Source organism: Bacteroides sp. HPS0048 (genome assembly GCF_964240755.1).
GTDB classification, from domain to species: Bacteria; Bacteroidota; Bacteroidia; order Bacteroidales; family Bacteroidaceae; genus Bacteroides; species Bacteroides nordii.
In genome coordinates this window covers 77,587-96,638 of the sequence record NZ_CAXSVC010000008.1, presented here as the reverse complement: position 1 = coordinate 96,638, position 19,052 = coordinate 77,587, and the positions used below count along the sequence as shown (strand labels likewise).

Annotated in this window: 11 protein-coding genes; 7 read left to right on the top strand and 4 right to left on the bottom strand. The window is 41.3% G+C overall.

Features of this window, described 5'->3' with window-relative positions; all coding sequences use genetic code 11:
- Positions 1-154: 154 nt before the first annotated feature.
- Positions 155-1,186 (top strand): aldose epimerase family protein, encoded by a 1,032-nt coding sequence (locus tag ACESQI_RS08775; protein WP_373125805.1) that lies wholly within the window; start codon positions 155-157, stop codon positions 1,184-1,186.
- Here the strand turns inward: ACESQI_RS08775 and ACESQI_RS08770 are convergent, their stop codons facing one another.
- Entirely contained in the window at positions 1,187-2,077 is an 891-nt protein-coding gene (locus ACESQI_RS08770; protein ID WP_195660421.1) for an AraC family transcriptional regulator, read from the bottom strand.
- A gap of 613 nt (positions 2,078-2,690) precedes the next feature.
- On the bottom strand, positions 2,691-2,888 hold the full coding sequence (locus tag ACESQI_RS08765) for a hypothetical protein (protein ID WP_195660420.1): 198 nt from the start codon (positions 2,886-2,888) through the stop codon (positions 2,691-2,693).
- Between the two features lie 124 nt (positions 2,889-3,012).
- Here ACESQI_RS08765 and ACESQI_RS08760 point away from each other — a divergent pair, with 124 nt between their 5' ends.
- From ACESQI_RS08760 to ACESQI_RS08740, 5 genes are read left to right on the top strand one after another with little or no spacing between them, the layout of a single operon-like run.
- Positions 3,013-6,207: a TonB-dependent receptor gene (locus ACESQI_RS08760; protein WP_002558265.1), complete on the top strand. Its 3,195-nt coding sequence runs from the start codon at positions 3,013-3,015 to the stop codon at positions 6,205-6,207.
- A 19-nt stretch (positions 6,208-6,226) separates the two neighbouring features.
- A complete protein-coding gene (locus ACESQI_RS08755) occupies positions 6,227-8,203 on the top strand; it encodes a RagB/SusD family nutrient uptake outer membrane protein (protein WP_002558264.1) in 1,977 nt (658 codons plus the stop codon).
- Between the two features lie 31 nt (positions 8,204-8,234).
- A complete protein-coding gene (locus ACESQI_RS08750; RefSeq protein WP_002558263.1) occupies positions 8,235-9,443 on the top strand; it encodes a DUF5000 domain-containing lipoprotein in 1,209 nt (402 codons plus the stop codon).
- A 14-nt stretch (positions 9,444-9,457) separates the two neighbouring features.
- Positions 9,458-10,684 carry a DUF4998 domain-containing protein gene (locus ACESQI_RS08745; protein WP_195660419.1) on the top strand — a complete coding sequence of 409 codons (1,227 nt, stop codon included), beginning with the start codon at positions 9,458-9,460 and terminating at the stop codon, positions 10,682-10,684.
- Positions 10,685-10,720: 36 nt separating this feature from the next.
- Positions 10,721-12,994 (top strand): glycoside hydrolase family 3 N-terminal domain-containing protein, encoded by a 2,274-nt coding sequence (locus tag ACESQI_RS08740; protein WP_195660418.1) that lies wholly within the window; start codon positions 10,721-10,723, stop codon positions 12,992-12,994.
- Between the two features lie 149 nt (positions 12,995-13,143).
- On the opposite strand, the gene ACESQI_RS08735 is transcribed toward ACESQI_RS08740, so the two are convergent.
- Together ACESQI_RS08735 and ahcY are read right to left on the bottom strand one after the other, a co-directional pair.
- On the bottom strand, positions 13,144-15,633 hold the full coding sequence (locus tag ACESQI_RS08735; protein WP_195660417.1) for a YfhO family protein: 2,490 nt from the start codon (positions 15,631-15,633) through the stop codon (positions 13,144-13,146).
- Positions 15,634-15,759: 126 nt separating this feature from the next.
- Positions 15,760-17,178: an adenosylhomocysteinase gene (gene ahcY, locus ACESQI_RS08730; RefSeq protein ID WP_007487570.1), complete on the bottom strand. Its 1,419-nt coding sequence runs from the start codon at positions 17,176-17,178 to the stop codon at positions 15,760-15,762.
- A gap of 184 nt (positions 17,179-17,362) precedes the next feature.
- On the opposite strand from ahcY, the gene ACESQI_RS08725 reads away from it, so the two are divergent.
- The gene (locus ACESQI_RS08725; RefSeq protein ID WP_373125801.1) at positions 17,363-18,940 is read left to right on the top strand and encodes a PAS domain-containing protein; all 1,578 of its coding nucleotides are present in this window, start codon (positions 17,363-17,365) and stop codon (positions 18,938-18,940) included.
- Positions 18,941-19,052 lie beyond the last annotated feature (112 nt).

Below are 19,052 nucleotides of genomic sequence, written 5' to 3'. Positions count from 1 at the left end.
ATGGAGAGGGGAGAAGGATCTGCGCTGTGTTAATATACTTCTCCTTTCAGAAAGATACTTCCTCAGAGAGGGATGAGACTGTACAGTAACAGCGCAGCCCCTTCTCCCTTCTCCCCTCTCTTTCCTTCTCTCTTCTTTTTTTAATATTTTGTTTATGAAAGTAACGCATGAAATAGCAGCTTATACGGCGACGGGTGAACCTGTTTCTTTATTTAAAGTGGTCAATGGGACCGGAGCTTATGTTGAGTTTACGAATTGGGGTGCCAGATGGATAACAGCGGCAGTACCTGATACTAACGGGCATCTGACCAATGTGATAGTAGGCTATGATACGCTGGAAGAGTATTTGTCTGATACTTATTATATGGGGGCTACGATAGGACGTTTTGCCAACCGGATAGCAAATGCTTCATTTGTTATAGATGATATTACTTATCAGCTGGAAACAAATGATGGGTGTAATACCAATCACGGAGGGACCACCGGATTCGATCAGAAACTGTGGCAGTGGGAGGAATTACCCAATGGAGTTCGTTTTATACTCACTTCACCCGATGGTGAAGGCGGTTATCCCGGAAACCTTGATGTGGTGGTGGATTATTGCTGGGATGAATGCAATGAACTGACGGTTAGCTATTTCGGAAAGGCGGATAGGACTACTTATCTGAATATGACAAATCATGCTTATTTTAATCTCAGTGGCACAAGGGAGAAGATTACTTCGCATCTTTTGACTATTCCTACCGGGAGAATGCTGGATACAACACCCGCGTTTATTCCTACAGGTAAAATAATACCAGTGGCAAATACTCCTTTTGATTTTACACACTGTAAACAAATAGGGCAGGAACTCTATGCTGATAACCGGCAATTACACAATAATAGAGGATATAATCATTGTTATGTATTAAAGGAACATCCTTCCTGCGATATGCTGCAAGCTGCCTGTCTCTGCGAACCCGTATCTAAACGGCGTTTGACTGTAACAACTGATTTGCCCGGAGTACTGCTCTACACGGCAGGTTATTATAAACTTCCCGATACAGCGGTATGTCTGGAAACTCAGTTTTTTCCCGATACACCTTCACACTCTCATTTTCCCTCTTGTTTGTTGACCCCGGGACGAGCGTATAATCAGCGAACTATATATAAATTTGATATAGATGACCGGGAAGTGTATTCATAACTATCCCTTTTTCTTAGCTTTATACTCCGAAGGTGGAATTCCCATTGTTTTGGTAAATAACCTGGAAAAATAAAGAGAATCTTCGTAACCTACTAACGGACTTATCTGACTGATTTTCATGTCAGTGAAGTCCAGATAATGGCATGCCTCCTGTATTCTAAGGTAATTCAGGTATCGCAGAGGTGAAGACCCGGTTTTTTCTTCAAACAGGTTCGAAAAGTAAGAGGCAGACAGCTTCACTTCGCGGGCGATATCCGTAAGACGGATTTTCTTATTCAGGTTTTCTTTCATATAATGAATGGCAAGCTGTACTACGTCTTTACGTGAGTTGTTCATAGAACCACAGTCGCGGTACTCTCCGATAAATTTCATGGAACCCAGAAAATGAAACAGGCTGGTGGTGGCGTACAACATATAATTCTTGTTGTATCCGGAACTGATGGAAGAATAAATTTCTTCAAAAAGTGTCAGTCGTTCTTTGATACGGGAGTGTGCTTCGGGAGTAATATTACGTGGACGGTCAAAGCCTGCACTAAAGAATGCTGCTTTATCCCCATCAAAATGTATCCAATAAATTGTCCATGGATTGGTGGCATTACTACCATAAGCGTGAGCCTGGTGTTTGGGAAGAATAAAGAATTGATTAGAGGTGATTTTGTATCGTTGATGATCCAACTCAAACCAGCCTTCTCCTTCTACGCAGTAGATGAGAACAAACTCGTTCACTTCTTCGGCATTTCGCTCGCGATAATGAAAATTGGCATGCGGGTAATAACCAATATCAGTGATATGGAGTTCCCGGCCCAAGGGGTCTCGTTTTAGCTCTTCGATCAGGAAATCCGGCAATACAATAGCACGTTCTCCTTTGAATCCTTCTTTAATTCGTGGCATGTTTTGTCAGGTATTGGATTTTATAAATCTGAATGAAACGGCTTATACTCTCAGCACCCAAAGTTACAAAAAATAGTTGTAATAGTGACTGACTCCTCCTAAGATTTTAGTTGACCGACATGGATTTGATTCATCACGGATGTGCCAATGAACCGACGTAATATAAATGTGGTGTATGTATCAAAATGTCAGACTGTCAAAGTGATATTCCTGAGCTTCGAGAATTTGCTTGTTTGTGGAGAACGGTGGCAAAGGTGTCCGGAATTGTCTTTATTTGGGAGTTGGATTTTTCGGATTGTTAGGGTTTGATGCTGATTGGATTTATTTTGTACCCTTGTTTTGTATTTACTATGCAGTTTGCTTCCAAATATTATCTATCTTGCTCTTTATTCTTTTTTTGGATAGCTCTGTTTCGGGGGGCAACTAGCGGAAAAACAGGTCGTCCGGTAGAGATTCAGATGTTTCTCTACGACACTCTTATCGTTTCTCTACGACATTCGCATCGTTCCTCGTAGAGTCTCGGAGTGTTTGAAGTAATGAAATTGTAATTAATGTGCCGGAATAAATGCATTTATATCCGGATAAAGTGATAATATGCAGTTTTTGCTGCATGTTATTGCGACTCTTTATGCAGTTTTTCTTCTGGTTGTAGCAGAACTCTAAAAGTTCTTGTTATTAAAACAAGTGATATTCGTGCAAAATATTTGTTTATTCCTTGTTTTAATGACTTTTGTACAAAATCTCCGAAGGATAAATTCATGCTGCAAGGGGGAGAGGCTGACTGACTTTTCCTTTGGGTAAGATTCTCCATATCCATGATGTTTTTGTCTATTGATTACTGTCCTTTTTTAAGCTTCCTTTGCATATGATAAACATTATTCTTATGAGTGTATAATCTTGTAATGAAATTAAGTGATGATTTAAAATAATTATGTATGGAAAAACACATGTTTGAGAAACTTTCTTTCCGGAAAGTATTTAAGTTCATTTTGGCCTTGTTGCTGTTTTCCTGTAGTGTATCGGGCTATGCTGAAGTACTCGATAACAGAGTGGTGAAGGGAGTAGTTAAAGATGAATTGGGTGAACCGCTACCTGCTGTAACCGTAGTAGTAAAAGGTACGACCAACGGGGTAACTACTGACCTGGATGGTGAATATACACTGTCTAATGTGCCTGCCGGATCTACATTGGTGTTTTCTTTCTTAGGAATGCAGACACAGGAAATTGTAGTAAGAAATCAGAAACGTATTGATGTGGAAATGAAAGAAGATGCTGTCAGTATTGATGAAGTAGTAGTGGTAGCATTTGGTACGCAGAAAAAAGAGAGTATGGTTAGCTCTATCCAGACGGTAAAACCTGCGGCTTTAAAGGTACCTTCCAGTAACCTTACTACTGCACTGGCGGGGCGTATGTCCGGTTTGATTGCTTATCAGCGCAGTGGTGAACCGGGGCAGGACAATGCTGACTTTTTTATCCGTGGTGTGACAACTTTCGGCTATAAGAAAGATCCGTTGATTTTGATTGATGGTATTGAAACGACCTCTACTGAACTGGCACGTTTGCAGCCGGATGATATAGCTGCCTTTTCTATCCTGAAAGATGCTACTGCTACGGCTTTATATGGTGCACGTGGTGCCAATGGCGTCATTCAGGTACAGACAAAAGAAGGTAAGGAAGGTCCGGCTAAGGTCAGTCTGCGTGTAGAGAATTCCTTCTCTTCCAATACATCGAATATAGAGCTGGCAGATCCGATCACTTATATGCAAATGGCGAATGAGGCGGTAACAACACGCAATCCGTTGGCTCCTTTGGCATATTCACGTGAGAAAATAGCCAATACAATAGCCGGTAAGAATCCGTATCTGTATCCGGCTAATGACTGGCGCAAACTGATGACCAATCCGTTGGTAGCAAACCAGCGCGCTAACCTGAGTGTGAGCGGTGGTGGTAAAGTGGCTCGTTATTATATTGCTGCCACTTTTTCGAAAGATAATGGTAATCTGAAGAATGATAAGTATGCCGGTTATAAAAATAACATTGATCTGAGCACTTACCAGCTGAGATCGAATGTAAATATTAATCTGACGAAAACGACCGAAGCAATTGTCCGGTTGGCAGGTACATTTGATGATTATACCGGACCGCTTGATGGAGGAGATACGATGTATAAGAAGATTATGGTTTCCAATCCGGTATTGTTCCCGGCCTATTATCCTACTTCCGATCTTCCTTCTGCAAAACATGTGCTGTATGGTAACGCACTGTATAATAATAATGTGGAATATACGAATCCTTATGCGGAATTGACCAAAGGATATAAGGATTATTCTAAGTCGACAATGGATGCACAATTTGAATTGAAGCAGGATTTGTCATTTATCACGAAGGGATTGAATGTACGTGGTTTATTCAATACGTCCCGTTATGCTTATTTTGAAGTAGGTCGTGCATCGAGTCCTTATTTCTATAATGTAAGTTCTTATGACAAAGGTGGCTCATATTCTATTATGCAATTGAATGAGGATTCAAATCCGACGGAATACCTGGAGTCTACCGGTTCTTGGACAGATGTACAGTCTACTGTATATATGGAGGCTGCGATGTCTTATAACCGTTCTTTTGGGAACCATGATGTAAGCGGTTTGCTGGTATATCAGCGTCGTGAAAAAAGAGTATCGAACATTAAAGACGATTCACAAAAAGATAATCTGCAAAAGTCTTTGCCCTATCGTAATCAGGGATTGTCCGGTCGTTTTACCTATGCTTTTAATAATCGGTATATGGCTGAATTTAACTTCGGTTATAATGGTTCCGAACGTTTTTATCGTTCCGAGCGCTATGGCTTTTTTCCTGCTATCGGTATAGGTTATGATATTTCCAATGAAAAATTCTGGGAACCGTTGAAGAAGGTGCTCCCTAAGTTTAAATTGAAATATACGTATGGTTTGGTAGGAAATGATGCTATTGGTGACGAAGATGACCGTTTCTTCTATCTGTCTGAGGTAGATGCAAATGATAGTGGTAAGAGTTATGGTTTTGGTACGGACTTTAATTATACAAAGAACGGAGTAACAGTAAGGCGTTATGATAACCGGGATATTACCTGGGAAAAGGCTTATAAGTCTAATTATGGTCTTGAATTGTCGTTGTTTGACGGTCTGAATGTGCAGGTGGATTATTTTACCGAACATCGTACCAATATCCTGATGGACCGTGAGTCTATTCCTTCTACTATGGGACTTTCGGCAAAGGTACGTGCTAATGTGGGTGAGGCGAAAGCGAGAGGTCTGGATTTATCTGTAGATTATAACAAAGTGTTCCGGAAGGGGATGTGGTTACAATTACATGGTAATTTTACGTATGCTCATAGTGAGTTCCTGAAATATGAAGAACCGGAATATAACGAAAAGTATAAACTCCACGTAGGGCAGTCGCTGAAACAGGAATATGGTTATATTGCAGAACGCCTGTTTATCGATGAGGCCGATGTGGCTAACTCTCCGAAGCAGACATTTGGCGAATATGGGGCCGGTGATATAAAATATCGTGATGTAAATGGTGATGGGCAGATTACTGAACTTGACCAGGTACCTATTGGTTTCCCGACAGTTCCGGAAATTATTTATGGCTTTGGCTTCTCTTTTGGTAGTGCACGTTTTGATGTTTCGGCTTTTTTCCAGGGATCTGCCCGTTCTACTTTCTGGTTGGATGCTAAAAACACTTCTCCGTTTGTACATGTATATGAAGACACTAACTGGGATAATGTATCAATGTGGAAAGACATTCCTTTGCTAAAGGCTTATGCTGATAATCACTGGACAGAAACCAATCGTAATATCTACGCTTTGTGGCCACGTCTGAGCAGTACTCGTATGGAGAATAATATTCAAAAGAGTACCTGGTTTATGCGTAACGGAGCTTTTCTGCGTATGAAGACGCTGGAAGTTGGATATACCTTCCCGGAAACATTGACAAAGAAGGCTTATATAAATTCTGCCCGTATTTATTGTAGTGGTAATAACCTGTTTGTGCTCAGCGGATTCCATATGTGGGATATTGAAATGGGAGGTAACGGATTAGGTTATCCTATTCAGCGGGTTATTAACCTGGGTGTCCAATTAACTTTTTAAATAGAGGAGACGAAAAGCTATGAAATATAATTTGAAAAATAAACTAAGAAACCTGGCTTGTATCTCTTTGTGTGCCAGTGGAATGTGGATGTTGAGTGCTTGTGGCGATTATCTGGATGTTGTGCCCGATAATGTAGGTACTATTGAACACTCTTTCAGTAACCGTAATGAAGCCGAGAAGTATCTGTTTACCTGCTATTCTTATATTCCGGAGTATCATAGTGAACGGGCAAATGTTGGTTTGATGGGTGGTGATGAATTAGCTACTTTCTATCCTATTCAGAGTGGCGATGACTATGCTACCTGGCGTATCGGGTTGGGATATCAGAATGTGAATGATCCTTATCTTAATTATTGGGATGGAGGTAATGGTGCGGCTCATAGTCTGTATGAAGGGCTTCGTGATTGTAATACATTTCTGACTTATGTGTCTGATACGGATTATGTAGGCGATCTTGCTCCTTCGATGAGGAAGAGATGGCTGGCAGAAGTGAAGTTCCTGAAAGCCTATTACCATTATTTACTGTTGCGTATGTATGGTCCGATTGTGATAGCAGATGAAAATCTGCCAATCTCTGCTACTCCGGAAGAAGTACGGCTGAAACGTGCCCCGGTTGATAAAGTAGTCTCTTATATCTCTGATTTGCTTGATGAGGCAAAAACAGATTTACCTGTGAAGATAGATGATCAGGCAACAGAACTGGGACGTATTACTCGCCCGGCAGCTTTGATGCTGAAAGCTAAATTGCTGGTAATGGCTGCCAGCCCGTTGTTTAATGGTAACCCGGATTATGCTGATTTTGTGGATAAAGACGGTGAGCATTTATTTAATAGCGAGTATAGCGTACAGAAATGGGTCGATGCCCAGGAAGCTTGCGAACAGGCCATTGAAATATGTGAGCAGGGTGAAGGCGGAATAAGCCCGGACATTGTATTGCATGAAACACATACGAATCTGGTATTCAGTGCTAAACTGAAACGTGAGTTGAGTTTGCGTGAGTGTGTGACAGAAAAGTGGAATGACGAGTTGATCTGGGGGCTGTCCGGTCGTCTGACAGGTGGTTTACAGCAGTCCTGTATGTCACGTGTGGGTAAGTATCCGTCGAATATGCACGGTGCATCTGAAAAGATAAATCCGACAATGTACGCTACGGAATTGTACTATACAAAAAATGGTGTACCTATTGATGAAGATAAAGAATGGGAATACGCTAACCGTCTGAAGGTAAAGAAGAATACCAATAATACAGCGAATGAGTTTTATTTGATTCCGGATTATGAAACGGTAAGTGCCAATTTTGACCGGGAACCCCGTTACTATGCAAATATTGGTTTTGACGGATGCTTGTGGTATCAAAACAACTGTGTTTCTGGAAATTCATCTGATATCTGGCAACTAAAGGGACGTGCCGGACAAGCACAAGGTATTTTGGGAGCTTACGGCTATTCTAAAACAGGGTATTGGGCTAAGAAATTAGTGAGCTTGGGATTCGTGAATACCGAAAGCGGATGGAATACAGAACAATATCCGTGGCCGGAGTTCCGTTTGGCCGATCTTTATTTACTTTATGCTGAAGCTGTTAATGAAGCTTCGGATTCTGAGGCTGCCCGTACACTGGCAATTAGCTATGTGGATAAAATCAGAGCACGTGCAGGGCTTTTAGGAGTGAAAGAGTCCTGGGAGCAACATTCACGTAAGTCGAATAAGTTTAGAACTCAGTTGGGATTACGCGAGATTATTCAGCGTGAACGTGCCATTGAGCTGATGTTTGAAGGACAACGCTTTTGGGATGTGCGACGCTGGAAAATAGCTGATAAGGAATATAATAAAACATTGATGGCATGGAATCCTCGCGGTAAAACGGTGGATACTTATTATCAGCTGACTGCCATGTATACTCAGCAATTTGTGGCACCACGTGATTACTTCTGGCCCATTAAAGAAAAATCATTGGTGATCAATCCCAATCTGGTACAAAATCCGGGATGGCAATAAAGCGTTTATTTGATTAAAAACAGAAAGAGATATGAAATCAATAAGAATATATATACTTATGTTGGGGATGTTGATGGCCCTTGCCGGCTGTCAGACCGACTTTGTGAAGCCTTTGGAAAATGATAGCGAGGCACCTGCACCGGTACGTGATGTAACTTATGTCAAGATGCCGGGTTCTGTACTTCTTACATATACATTACCTTCAGATCCCGATTTACTCTATGTAGCAGCCAGTTATACAAATAAAGAAGGCAAAAAATATGAATTTAAGGCTTCTTACTTCACGAATACATTGCTGGTTGAAGGTTTTGGAGATATGGATACCTACTCGCTTGATGTATATGCCGTGGATCGTAGTGAGAATTATTCTGCACCGGTAAATATACAGGTTTCTGCAGATACCCCTCCTGTACAGGCGGCTTATGAAACGCTGGAAGTACAACCCGACTTTGGGGGGATGACCTTTTCGTTTGCGAATACATCAAGAGCAGACTTAACAGTTTATGTTTCTACTCCGAATGAGGATAATGAGATGGTCAATGCAGAAACTTTCTATACAGGGCTACCCAAAGCTACATTCTCTGTGCGTGGTTATCTGGATATATCCCGTGATTTTGAAATTTATTTTCAGGATAAATGGGGTAATAAGTCACAGGTAAAGAAAGAGACCCTCACTCCGATATACGAAGCCGAACTTGATAAGAAAAAATTCAAAGAGGTGATTCTGCCCGGTGATTTTCCATGTACTTTCTATGAAAGTAAGATGGAGTATATCTGGGATGGACGGGCAGCTGCCGATGGTGACGGACAGACAGGAGCCCATACAGGTATTGAAGAGCATAACGGCCCTACCTGGTTTACTTTTGACCTTGGAGTCCTGGCGAAGTTGAGTCGTTTTAACTTGAAGTTTGTACAGGATGACAAGCACTTTTATAACGATGTTTCTCCGAAAGTGTATGAGGTCTGGGGATGTGCAGAACTGGATAAATCCGGTAGCTGGGATAGTTGGATAAAATTACTTCATATTGAAAATGAGAAGCCTTCCGGTTTGCCTGGAAGTGAACTGACTGAGGATGATCGTCTGGCTGCACGGGAAGGTGATAATGCTGATTTTCCGTTGGATGCGCCACGTGTGCGTTATATCCGTATCAAATGTATTGATAACTGGACCGGTAACTCTAATATGGTATTTACTGAGGTTACTTTCTGGGGAGATGATAAATCAGAAACGAATAATTGATAAATGCTTGAATTATGAAATTGATGTTTAAATATATAGTGGCAATAGCGGCTTGGTTCTTATTTCTTGGCGGTTTTTCTTCTTGTACACAGATGGATGAGTATCTGAAGTATACGGATCGAAAGGAGATACTGTATATTGGTAAGCCGGAGGGTATGCAGATGTGTTCCGGAAAAGGGCGTGTACAATTCTATGGTATTCTTATTGACCCTAAAATTACCCGGCTTCGTATTACCTATAATATGGGGAAAGAAGTAATTGACTTACCTATTCAGCGTGGAGAAGGAGCGGAAGTATTTACTTACGATATCCCATTGAAGGAGGGGATTTATAATTTTGTTGTTCAGACTTTTGATGACAACGGACATGCTTCTGTACCGGAATCACTCATTGGCTCTTCTTATGGTACTATTTATGAAAGTACATTGTATAATAGAGGCATTTCGTCTGTGGTATGTGACAATAATGCTACTACGATAAAATGGGCTACTGCTGATACTCATTCACCTTATGTCCGTATCTGGTATACGGATACTAATGGCCAGGAGCGTATGATAGAAGTAGAACAAGCTGAGCAGGAAACGATTCTGGAAGACTACAAGTCGATGAGTGGCTTTAAGATGAAAACTTACTATCTGCCGGATGTTACAGCCGTGGATATCTTTGAGATTGAGGCAAATGTAGAAGCGGATGAAACGTTGACGGCCAGCGTATTGAAAAATGCCACTGACCCTGTGATGCGGAGTGACGATAGTACAGAGAAAAGTGGAATTCTGAAAGACTGGAAGTATACCTCTAATCTGTTGACACAGAATAATGGTACTACCGGTACTTTTTATGAGGCTTCTGCAGGTAAGACATTTATAAATATATCTACGATGAATTATGCCGCTGCCATCGAAAATGGTAAAATATGGCAGGAAGTAACTCTGCCTGCCGGGACATACGAGTTCTCATTCAATGTGAATACTTCGAAAGGTAATAACCTGAATCCATATGGGGTAGTGGTTACTGGTAGTGAAATACCAAATGTAGATCAGGTTGAAGCACAGTCCTTGGCTTATCTTAATTGGGGACGTACCACGGGAGTAAAAACATTGAATTTTACATTGGATGAAGAGACAACCGTTCAATTGGGATGGGTTGCAAGTATGGGCGAAAAGAGTGCCGATATTCGTATAAATAGTGTTGCTCTGAATAAAATACATAAAATAAATACGATAGAAAGAGGCATTGAATGATGCTATTTGCTTATCTAAATGAACATTAGTAATAATATGAAGAAAAAGAGCTTTTTGATAGTTTTAGGGGTATGTATCGGGACTACCGGTTTTGTGTGGGGAACCAATGATAAACCATTGTATAAGAATCCGGACGCCCCTATCGAAAACCGTGTGGAAGACCTACTGCGCCGTATGACTTTGCAGGAGAAGGTGTTACAACTACAGAACAAACCCGTTGGCAGGATTGATGAGATAGAACGTGTTTTTGGCGGACAGAGTTATGGATGTACCCATGAAATGGGCCAGACTGCAGAAGAATGTGCCCGAATCTATAACGAGTTACAGAATTATATGCTGACTAAAACCCGGTTGGGGATCCCAATTTTAACAGCTGTAGAAGGAATCCAGGGCATTTTACAAAATAATTCTACCTTGTTTCCGCATGCTATTGCACAAGGAAGCACGTTTAACCCCGGGTTGATAGAGCGCATGACGGAGGCGGCAGGTGCCGAAGCGGCAACGATGGGTATTCATCAGGTTTTATCTCCTGTGTTTGATATTGCCCGAGAACTGCGCTGGGGCAGGGTGGAGGAGACTTATGGCGAGGATCCTTATCTGATTGCTGAAATGGGGATTGGCTTTGTGAAGGGATACCAGAAGCACCGGATTACATGTACCCCGAAACATTTTGTAGCACACGGTACACCGACGGGAGGACTGAATTGTGCCTTTGTCAGTGGTGGTGAACGCGAATTCCGAAGTATGCATCTTTATCCTTTTGCACGCGTTATTAAAGAAGCTGATCCGCTTTGTATTATGAGTTGCTATAGTGCCTATGATGGCATTCCTGTATCAGCATCTCCTTATTATATGACCGATGTATTGCGCGATGAACTCGGATTTAAAGGATATGTATATTCTGATTGGGGATCCGTTGATCGGGTGATGACTTTTCATTATGCTGCCTCTACCCGTGAAGAAGCTGCCCGCCTATCGTTGATAGCCGGTGTTGATCTGGACGTGGATTCTGATTATGAAACACTGGAACAACAGGTGAAAGAGAACATTATAGATGAAAGCTATATCGATAAGGCTGTACGGCGTGTTTTGTATGTGAAGTTTGCTTTAGGTTTATTTGACCGTCCTTATTTCGGTGATCCGGAACTGGTGAAAAAGATCGTTCGTTCTGCCGAACACATCGCTTTGGCAAAAGAGATCGCGGATGAGAGTGCTATCTTGCTTGAAAACAAGAATAACATCTTACCACTTGATTTATCGAAATATAAATCGATTGCTGTAATAGGGCCTAATAGTAATCAGACTATCTTCGGAGATTATGCATGGACTACTCCGGATACGAAAGAGGGGGTAACTTTATACCAGGGTTTAAAAGAAGTAATGAAGAATAAGGTAAAACTGCAACAGGCAGATGGTTGTGACTGGTGGAGCCAGAAGGAGGAGAATATTGCGGATGCAGTAAGAATTGTAGAACAAAGTGATTTGGCTATTGTGGCGGTAGGTACGCGTAGTACTTTTCTGGGACGCGGACCACGTTATTCTACGGCAGGTGAAGGATTCGATTTGTCTTCTTTGGAGTTACCTGGTAAGCAAATGGAACTATTGAAAGCAGTAAAAGCAACAGGCAAACCGATGGTGGTTGTTTTTATATCGGGTAAACCATTGGTAATGACCTGGGCGAAAGAAAATGCGGATGCTGTATTGGCACAGTGGTATGCTGGTGAGCAGCAAGGGCGTTCTATGGCCGATATTCTGGTTGGTAATGTGAATCCTTCAGGACGTGTAAATGTATCGTTTCCGCGCAGTACGGGAAATACACCTTGCTTTTATAATTATTTTCCTACGGACCGTGTACAGCGATTTGACCGTCCGGGTACTTACGAAGAACCGGCAGGGCATTATATTTTTGAGCACCCTTATGCGCTATGGGAATTTGGCTATGGTTTGAGTTATACCGAATTTAAGTATACCGATTGTAATTTAAGTGATTCTATTTTCTCAGACAGAGGTAAGTTGACTGCTACTATTGAGATTGAGAATACCGGAAAACGGGATGGGAAAGAGGTTGTTCAGTTGTACGTTCGTGATAAGATTAGTTCGGTTGCTACCCCTATCAAACAACTGAAAGCTTTCAAAAAGGTATCGGTTAAAGCGGGTAAAAAGGAAACGGTAACGTTGGAGCTGCCGATTTCGGAATTAGCTCTTTATGATGCCCGTATGAAGCATATAGTAGAACCTGGTGAATTTGAGATACAGATTGGTAGCTCTTCCGATCGTATTCATTTCAATAAGACTATTGTGGTGAAATAAAAGGGATTACAGAGTGTACATTTATGTATCATAAGAATGTACATTCTTACATAACAAAAGTGTACACTCTTGACATACAAGAATGTACACTTTTATATTTGTTGACTATCAGTGTGTTAGCGCTTGGTTTCCTATAGAAAACTTCTACTTTATTGTTTCTTTCTGCAATAGATCCACAATCCTGCTATTGCTCCGATAATTAGTAATGCCAAGCCACTGTAAGCAATGCCTTCTGTTACATGCAGACTCTTCGGATCGAAACGCATTTCGATGGTGTGTTTGCCTGCAGGAACGTTTACAGCACGCAGAATATAGTTGGCTCGGGCAATATCTATCGGCTGACCGTCAATGGTAGCTTGCCATCCCGGATAGAATATCTCTGAGAATACTACAACTCCCTCTTTCGGAGAGGACGTTTCATAAATCAGGTGATTGGGCTCATAATTGGTCAACTTAATTGTGCTTAGGGAATCTACTTTGAGATTTTCAGTTTTTTCTTTCAAAGCCTCTTTGAATTTAGCATCTGCAACAGCTGTGTTCTTCAGATCCACTTCACCAACAGCAGCAATTTCTTCGTTGGCGTTATTGACATACTTCACATTGTTTACAAACCATGCGTTACCGTATGCGTAGGGGTTGAGGATAGGAGCTGTCTGGCCTTGTTGGTTGACAGGGAATATAAAGTATTTCGTATTCAGCATATTCAGAATACGGAACTTATTGGCATCTACACTGTCCATTTCTCCACCGGCTGCTGCTATCTCTTTGAATGTGGCTTGCATCTCCGGAGCAATATGGTGATCTATCATTTCCTGATAACGGCGTAACTTGGCGGCATGATACCCTCCTATGCTCTTGTGCCAGTACGAAGTATTGTTTTCGTTGAATGTATTGGATGCAAAGTTCAATACACGATAATCCAATGATTTATCTTGCAGGATTTGTTCATCGGTAGGAGTCTTTTGGAAGGTTTCTATACGTGCGGATTGTGGGACAAACATATCGTCATACAGGTAGCGTTTATTGATATGCCACATTTCTCCTATACAAAGTACGGCAATGGCGCTTACTGTCCATACAGTACTCAACTTACCTCGCTGATAGAGGAAAAGAAGAACGAACCCAGCACAGATAAACAGGAAACTTGCCCACGCATCTGAGGTTACCATATTCATGCGCATCTCTTTCAGATTATCAAGAATTGGCAAGAGCTGATCTCCGGGGATAGCTTGTTGCAGGGCTGCCAGTTCACGTGCAGGAATAAAACTGGGTACAAGTATGCCCGGAGCTACTGCCAGAATCAATGCTACACCTGCAGTTAATGCAAAGCTGATGATTACTCCGCGGCGGTTTTGTTTTAATACCTCGGGCTTATCAATGATTGCTTTTAAGGCGAATATGGCTAACAGTGGTATTGTAAACTCTGCAATAACCAGTATGGAAGATACTGCGCGGAATTTATTGTACATCGGTATGTAATCGATGAAGAAATCAGTGAGTGGCATGAAATTCTTGCCCCACGACAGTAGAATGGAGAAAAGGGTAGCCCCAAGCAGTGCCCACTTCATAGGACCTTTTACGATAAAGCATCCCAATATAAAAAGTGCCATGACAAAAGCACCTACATAGACCGGACCGGAGGTCATTGGCTGGTCACCAAAGTATTGGGTGATCTGTGAGTACAACCCGTTGTACATTGGGTTGGCTTTTTCCATGGCAGCCTTGTTCTCCGATAGCGGAACAGAAGCTCCACCTCTTACATTAGGAACGAAAAGGCTGAGCGTTTCGCCGATACCATAGCTCCATTGGGTAATATAGTCACGGTCGAGTCCGCTACTGGTTTGTTCGGCTTTAGGACCTTCGTGTACCAATTCGCTCTTTCCCCGCATCGTTTCTTTACTGTATTCGTAAGTATGATAGAGGTTAGACAGGTTGGTAGATACTCCGATGAGGGCGGCTACTACCAATATAGCACTGGCTTTAAAAAAATGAGGCAACTCTTTTTTACGCCATGCTTCTTCAAAAAAAGCACCTACCATAAATAAGATGACAAATAAGAAGTAATATGACATCTGTACATGGTTGGATTGTATTTGTAAAGCTATGAACAGAGCGGTGACAATGGCTCCTAATAAATATTTCTTTCGATATGCGAGCACAATGCCGGCTATCGTGGGGGGGATGTAGGCTAAAGTGATAAACTTCCAGATGTGTCCGGCAGCTATCAGTATGAAAAAATAGGAAGAGAAGGCCCAGATAACACCTCCTAACCCAGCCAGCCATGCTGGCAATCCGAATGCTCGCAGCAGGATATAAAACCCTAACATCATAATGAATGTAAGCCATACATAGGGTGGAAGATAGAGGCGGTAGATGTTTTCTATCCATTTTAGTGGCTTGACAGAATCGTAACTGGGAGAAATCTGATAGGTGGGCATACCACCAAAAAGACTGTTTGTCCAACGGGTTGTTTCACCGGTACGTTCGTGAAATTCTTTAGCCTCTTGGCCTGCTCCTACTCCGGCAACACTGTCATGTTGAAAAAGTGCCCGGTCTTCAATGACTGCCGGAAAGAAATAAGCGAAGGAGAGAATAATAAATGCCAGAATGGCGATGAGGTCGGGGAGAAACTTTTTCATTTACAATTTGACGATTTATGATTTACAATTGAGTTTTGTATCATTTCTGATTTGACGATTTACGGATTCGGATGTTGATAACCAAAGGGTTTTCAATCGTAAATCGTAAATCGTCAAATTGAAAAATTAATAACGGTAGTGCTCTGCTTTATACGGTCCATCTACTGATACGCCAATATATGCAGCTTGCTCGGGAGTTAACTTAGTTAGTTTTACCCCGATCTTCTCAAGATGTAGACGAGCTACTTCCTCATCAAGATGTTTAGGCAGGCGATATACATTGATATCGTATTTCTTGCTGAATAGCTCAATTTGTGCCAGCGTCTGATTTGTGAAAGAGTTACTCATTACGAAAGATGGATGTCCGGTAGCACATCCTAAATTTACCAGACGGCCGTCAGCCAACAGGATGATACTATGTCCGTCGGGGAAATAATAACGGTCTACCTGCGGTTTGATATTTACGCATTTGATACCCGGATAATGTTTCAGAGCTTCTACCTGAATTTCGTTGTCAAAGTGACCGATATTACAAACAATAGCCTGGTCTTTCATCTGTTCCATGTGGTCAATGCGGATAATATCGATATTGCCGGTGGTAGTTACGAATATATTACCCTCTTTGCATGCATCTTCCATGGTTACTACTTCGAAGCCTTCCATTGCAGCTTGTAATGCGCAGATCGGGTCTACCTCTGTTACCAGTACGCGGGCTCCGTAAGAACGCATTGAATGGGAGCAACCTTTGCCTACATCACCATAACCACACACTACTACCACTTTACCGGCGATCATTACATCTGTGGCACGTTTGATACCATCGGCCAGTGATTCGCGGCAACCATAGAGGTTGTCAAACTTTGATTTGGTTACTGAGTCATTTACATTGAATGCCGGGAAAAGTAGTTTTCCTTCTTCCTGCATCTGATACAGGCGGTGTACACCTGTGGTTGTCTCTTCCGATACACCACGCATCTCAGCTGCTACACGATGCCAGCGATCTTTATCTTCTGCCAGCACTTTTTTCAAGATAGCGTTCAGTTCTATTTCATCTTCTGCATGTACTTCTTTATCAAGTACGGCTGCGTTATTTTCGGCGTCGTATCCTACGTGAATCATCATAGTGGCATCGCCACCGTCATCTACGATAACCGTAGGTCCTTTGCCACCGGGGAAGTTCAATGCCTGAAGCGTACACCACCAGTAATCTTCCAGTGTTTCACCTTTCCATGCATATACGGCAACACCTGAAGCAGCAATGGCAGCTGCGGCATGATCCTGGGTTGAGTATATGTTACAAGAACACCAGCGTACTTCGGCACCCAAAGTAACGAGTGTTTCAATCAGTACGGCAGTTTGAATGGTCATGTGCAATGAACCCATGATACGGGCACCTTTCAACGGTTTGGATTCTCCATACTTTTCGCGAAGAGCCATAAGGCCAGGCATTTCTTTTTCTGCCAGATCGATTTCCTTGCGACCGAAGTCTGCAAGTGTGATGTCTGCCACTTTATAGGGCAGGGTAGAGAATAATTCTGTAGACATATGTAATTTGTTTAAAATAAAAGTGATGCAAAGATAGAACTTTCTGAATAGTAGGGCAAAAGCTATGACTTTTTTTATCAATAATAATTTGGAGATATGTATCTATTTTTATGTAAAAAAACATATATTTGCATGTAAATGATCAACATATACAACAATATACCTCTGAGGAAGATGCTTTTTTATGGGACTATATGAACAAAAAACGAAAGAAGAACTACTAATAATTGTAGAGAATTTAGAGAAAAAAGTAGAAAAACTTTCTTCAGAACTATCCTCACTAAAGACGGGGAGATTTCGAGAGAAATATAGCACCCGTATTTTAGATGCATTACCTGATATGCTTACTGTTTTTGATCATGATGCAAACATTGTGGAACTTGCATCTTCTCCGGCAACTAATCATGTAGAAGGTACTGATTCAGGTAGCATTGTAGGATCAAATGTAAAAGATATTGTTCCGGAAGAAGCGTATGATAGTGTTCGGAAAAATATGGATAAGGTGATTGCTACCGGGCAGGGGTCTATAGCGAAACATTCACTTATGCTTGATGGTGTTTTGCATCATTATGAAAATCGTATTTTTCCTCTGGACGAAAAATATCTGCTTTGTATGTGTAGAGATGTTTCTGAAAAGGTTAAAGCGGAAGTATTGAATGCCTCTCAGCGAAACGAGATAATTCGCTTGAATTCTTTGATGCATGCAATTTTAAACAATGTTCCTGTATATTTATTCGTAAAAGACACAGGTGATAATTTTCGTTATCTTTATTGGAATAGAGCTTTTGCGGAACAAACAGGCATTGCTGTAGAAGTGGCCGTAGGGAAGACTGATATTGAGATTTTTCCAAATAGTGAGGAAGCCAGACGGTTCCGTGCAGGTGATTTTGCTGTGATGCAAACTGGAAGAATGGAATATTTGGAAGAATATACTACACTTTCCGGAGATATACGTATGGTGACGATGATAAAAACCTTGGTCCCTTCAGGTAATGAGCATCCATATATCATTGGCGTAGGCTGGGATGTAACTGATATTAAGAAGGTAGAAAAAGAGTTGATTAAAGCACGTATTAAGGCAGAAGAAGCTGATAAGTTAAAATCTTCTTTCCTTGCTAATATGAGTCATGAAATTCGTACACCGTTGAATGCGATTGTAGGTTTTTCTAAACTTATTATAGAATCGATAAACAAAGAAGAACAACTTCAGTATGCAGAACTTGTAGAAAAGAATTCAGGTTTACTTCTGAACTTGTTTAATGATATACTCGATTTGTCTGCTCTTGAGGCTGGTTCATTAAGATTTTCGATACGCTCGGTGAGATTGATAGATGTGTGTGCGCAATTATATTATTTGAACCATAGTTCTGTTCAGCCTGGTGTGAAACTTATTTTGGACGAAGTTGATCCTGAATTGTCCATTCAAGGTGATTGGGACCGTATTTCTCAGATATGGTTGAATCTGCTCAGTAATGCTATTAAATTCACTTCAAATGGAGAAATTCATTTCGGTTTTGAGAAGAAAGACCAGATCGTACAGGGATATGTTTCTGATACGGGTATTGGTATACCGGCAGAGCGTGTAACTACTATTTTCAGTCGCTTTGGAAAAGTAAATGATTTTGTACAAGGTACAGGGCTTGGATTGACTATATGCAGAATGCTGACCGAAAAGATGGGTGGTCGTATATGGGTACGTTCCAAAGTAGGAATAGGAACAACATTTTATTTTACTTTACCGGTTGAGTTTAAAGAAATGTGAGTGAGAAATGTCATACTATAGTGGCGATCTGTATTTACTTTTATTCAATTTTTGAAGTTTTATTATTTTTGATAATCTTTTGTTTATTAGTATTTTATTTGGAAGATTCTGT

Bases quoted from the DNA above. Each gene is read 5' to 3' on its own strand.
- ACESQI_RS08725 (WP_373125801.1), top strand. From the start codon at position 17,363: ATGGGACTATATGAACAAAAAACGAAAGAAGAACTACTAATAATTGTA.
- ACESQI_RS08750 (WP_002558263.1), top strand. From the start codon at position 8,235: ATGAAATCAATAAGAATATATATACTTATGTTGGGGATGTTGATGGCC.
- ACESQI_RS08735 (WP_195660417.1), bottom strand. From the start codon at position 15,633: ATGAAAAAGTTTCTCCCCGACCTCATCGCCATTCTGGCATTTATTATT.
- ACESQI_RS08755 (WP_002558264.1), top strand. From the start codon at position 6,227: ATGAAATATAATTTGAAAAATAAACTAAGAAACCTGGCTTGTATCTCT.
- ACESQI_RS08745 (WP_195660419.1), top strand. From the start codon at position 9,458: ATGAAATTGATGTTTAAATATATAGTGGCAATAGCGGCTTGGTTCTTA.
- ACESQI_RS08740 (WP_195660418.1), top strand. From the start codon at position 10,721: ATGAAGAAAAAGAGCTTTTTGATAGTTTTAGGGGTATGTATCGGGACT.
- ACESQI_RS08760 (WP_002558265.1), top strand. From the start codon at position 3,013: ATGGAAAAACACATGTTTGAGAAACTTTCTTTCCGGAAAGTATTTAAG.
- ahcY (WP_007487570.1), bottom strand. From the start codon at position 17,178: ATGTCTACAGAATTATTCTCTACCCTGCCCTATAAAGTGGCAGACATC.
- ACESQI_RS08770 (WP_195660421.1), bottom strand. From the start codon at position 2,077: ATGCCACGAATTAAAGAAGGATTCAAAGGAGAACGTGCTATTGTATTG.
- ACESQI_RS08775 (WP_373125805.1), top strand. From the start codon at position 155: ATGAAAGTAACGCATGAAATAGCAGCTTATACGGCGACGGGTGAACCT.
- ACESQI_RS08765 (WP_195660420.1), bottom strand. From the start codon at position 2,888: ATGGAGAATCTTACCCAAAGGAAAAGTCAGTCAGCCTCTCCCCCTTGC.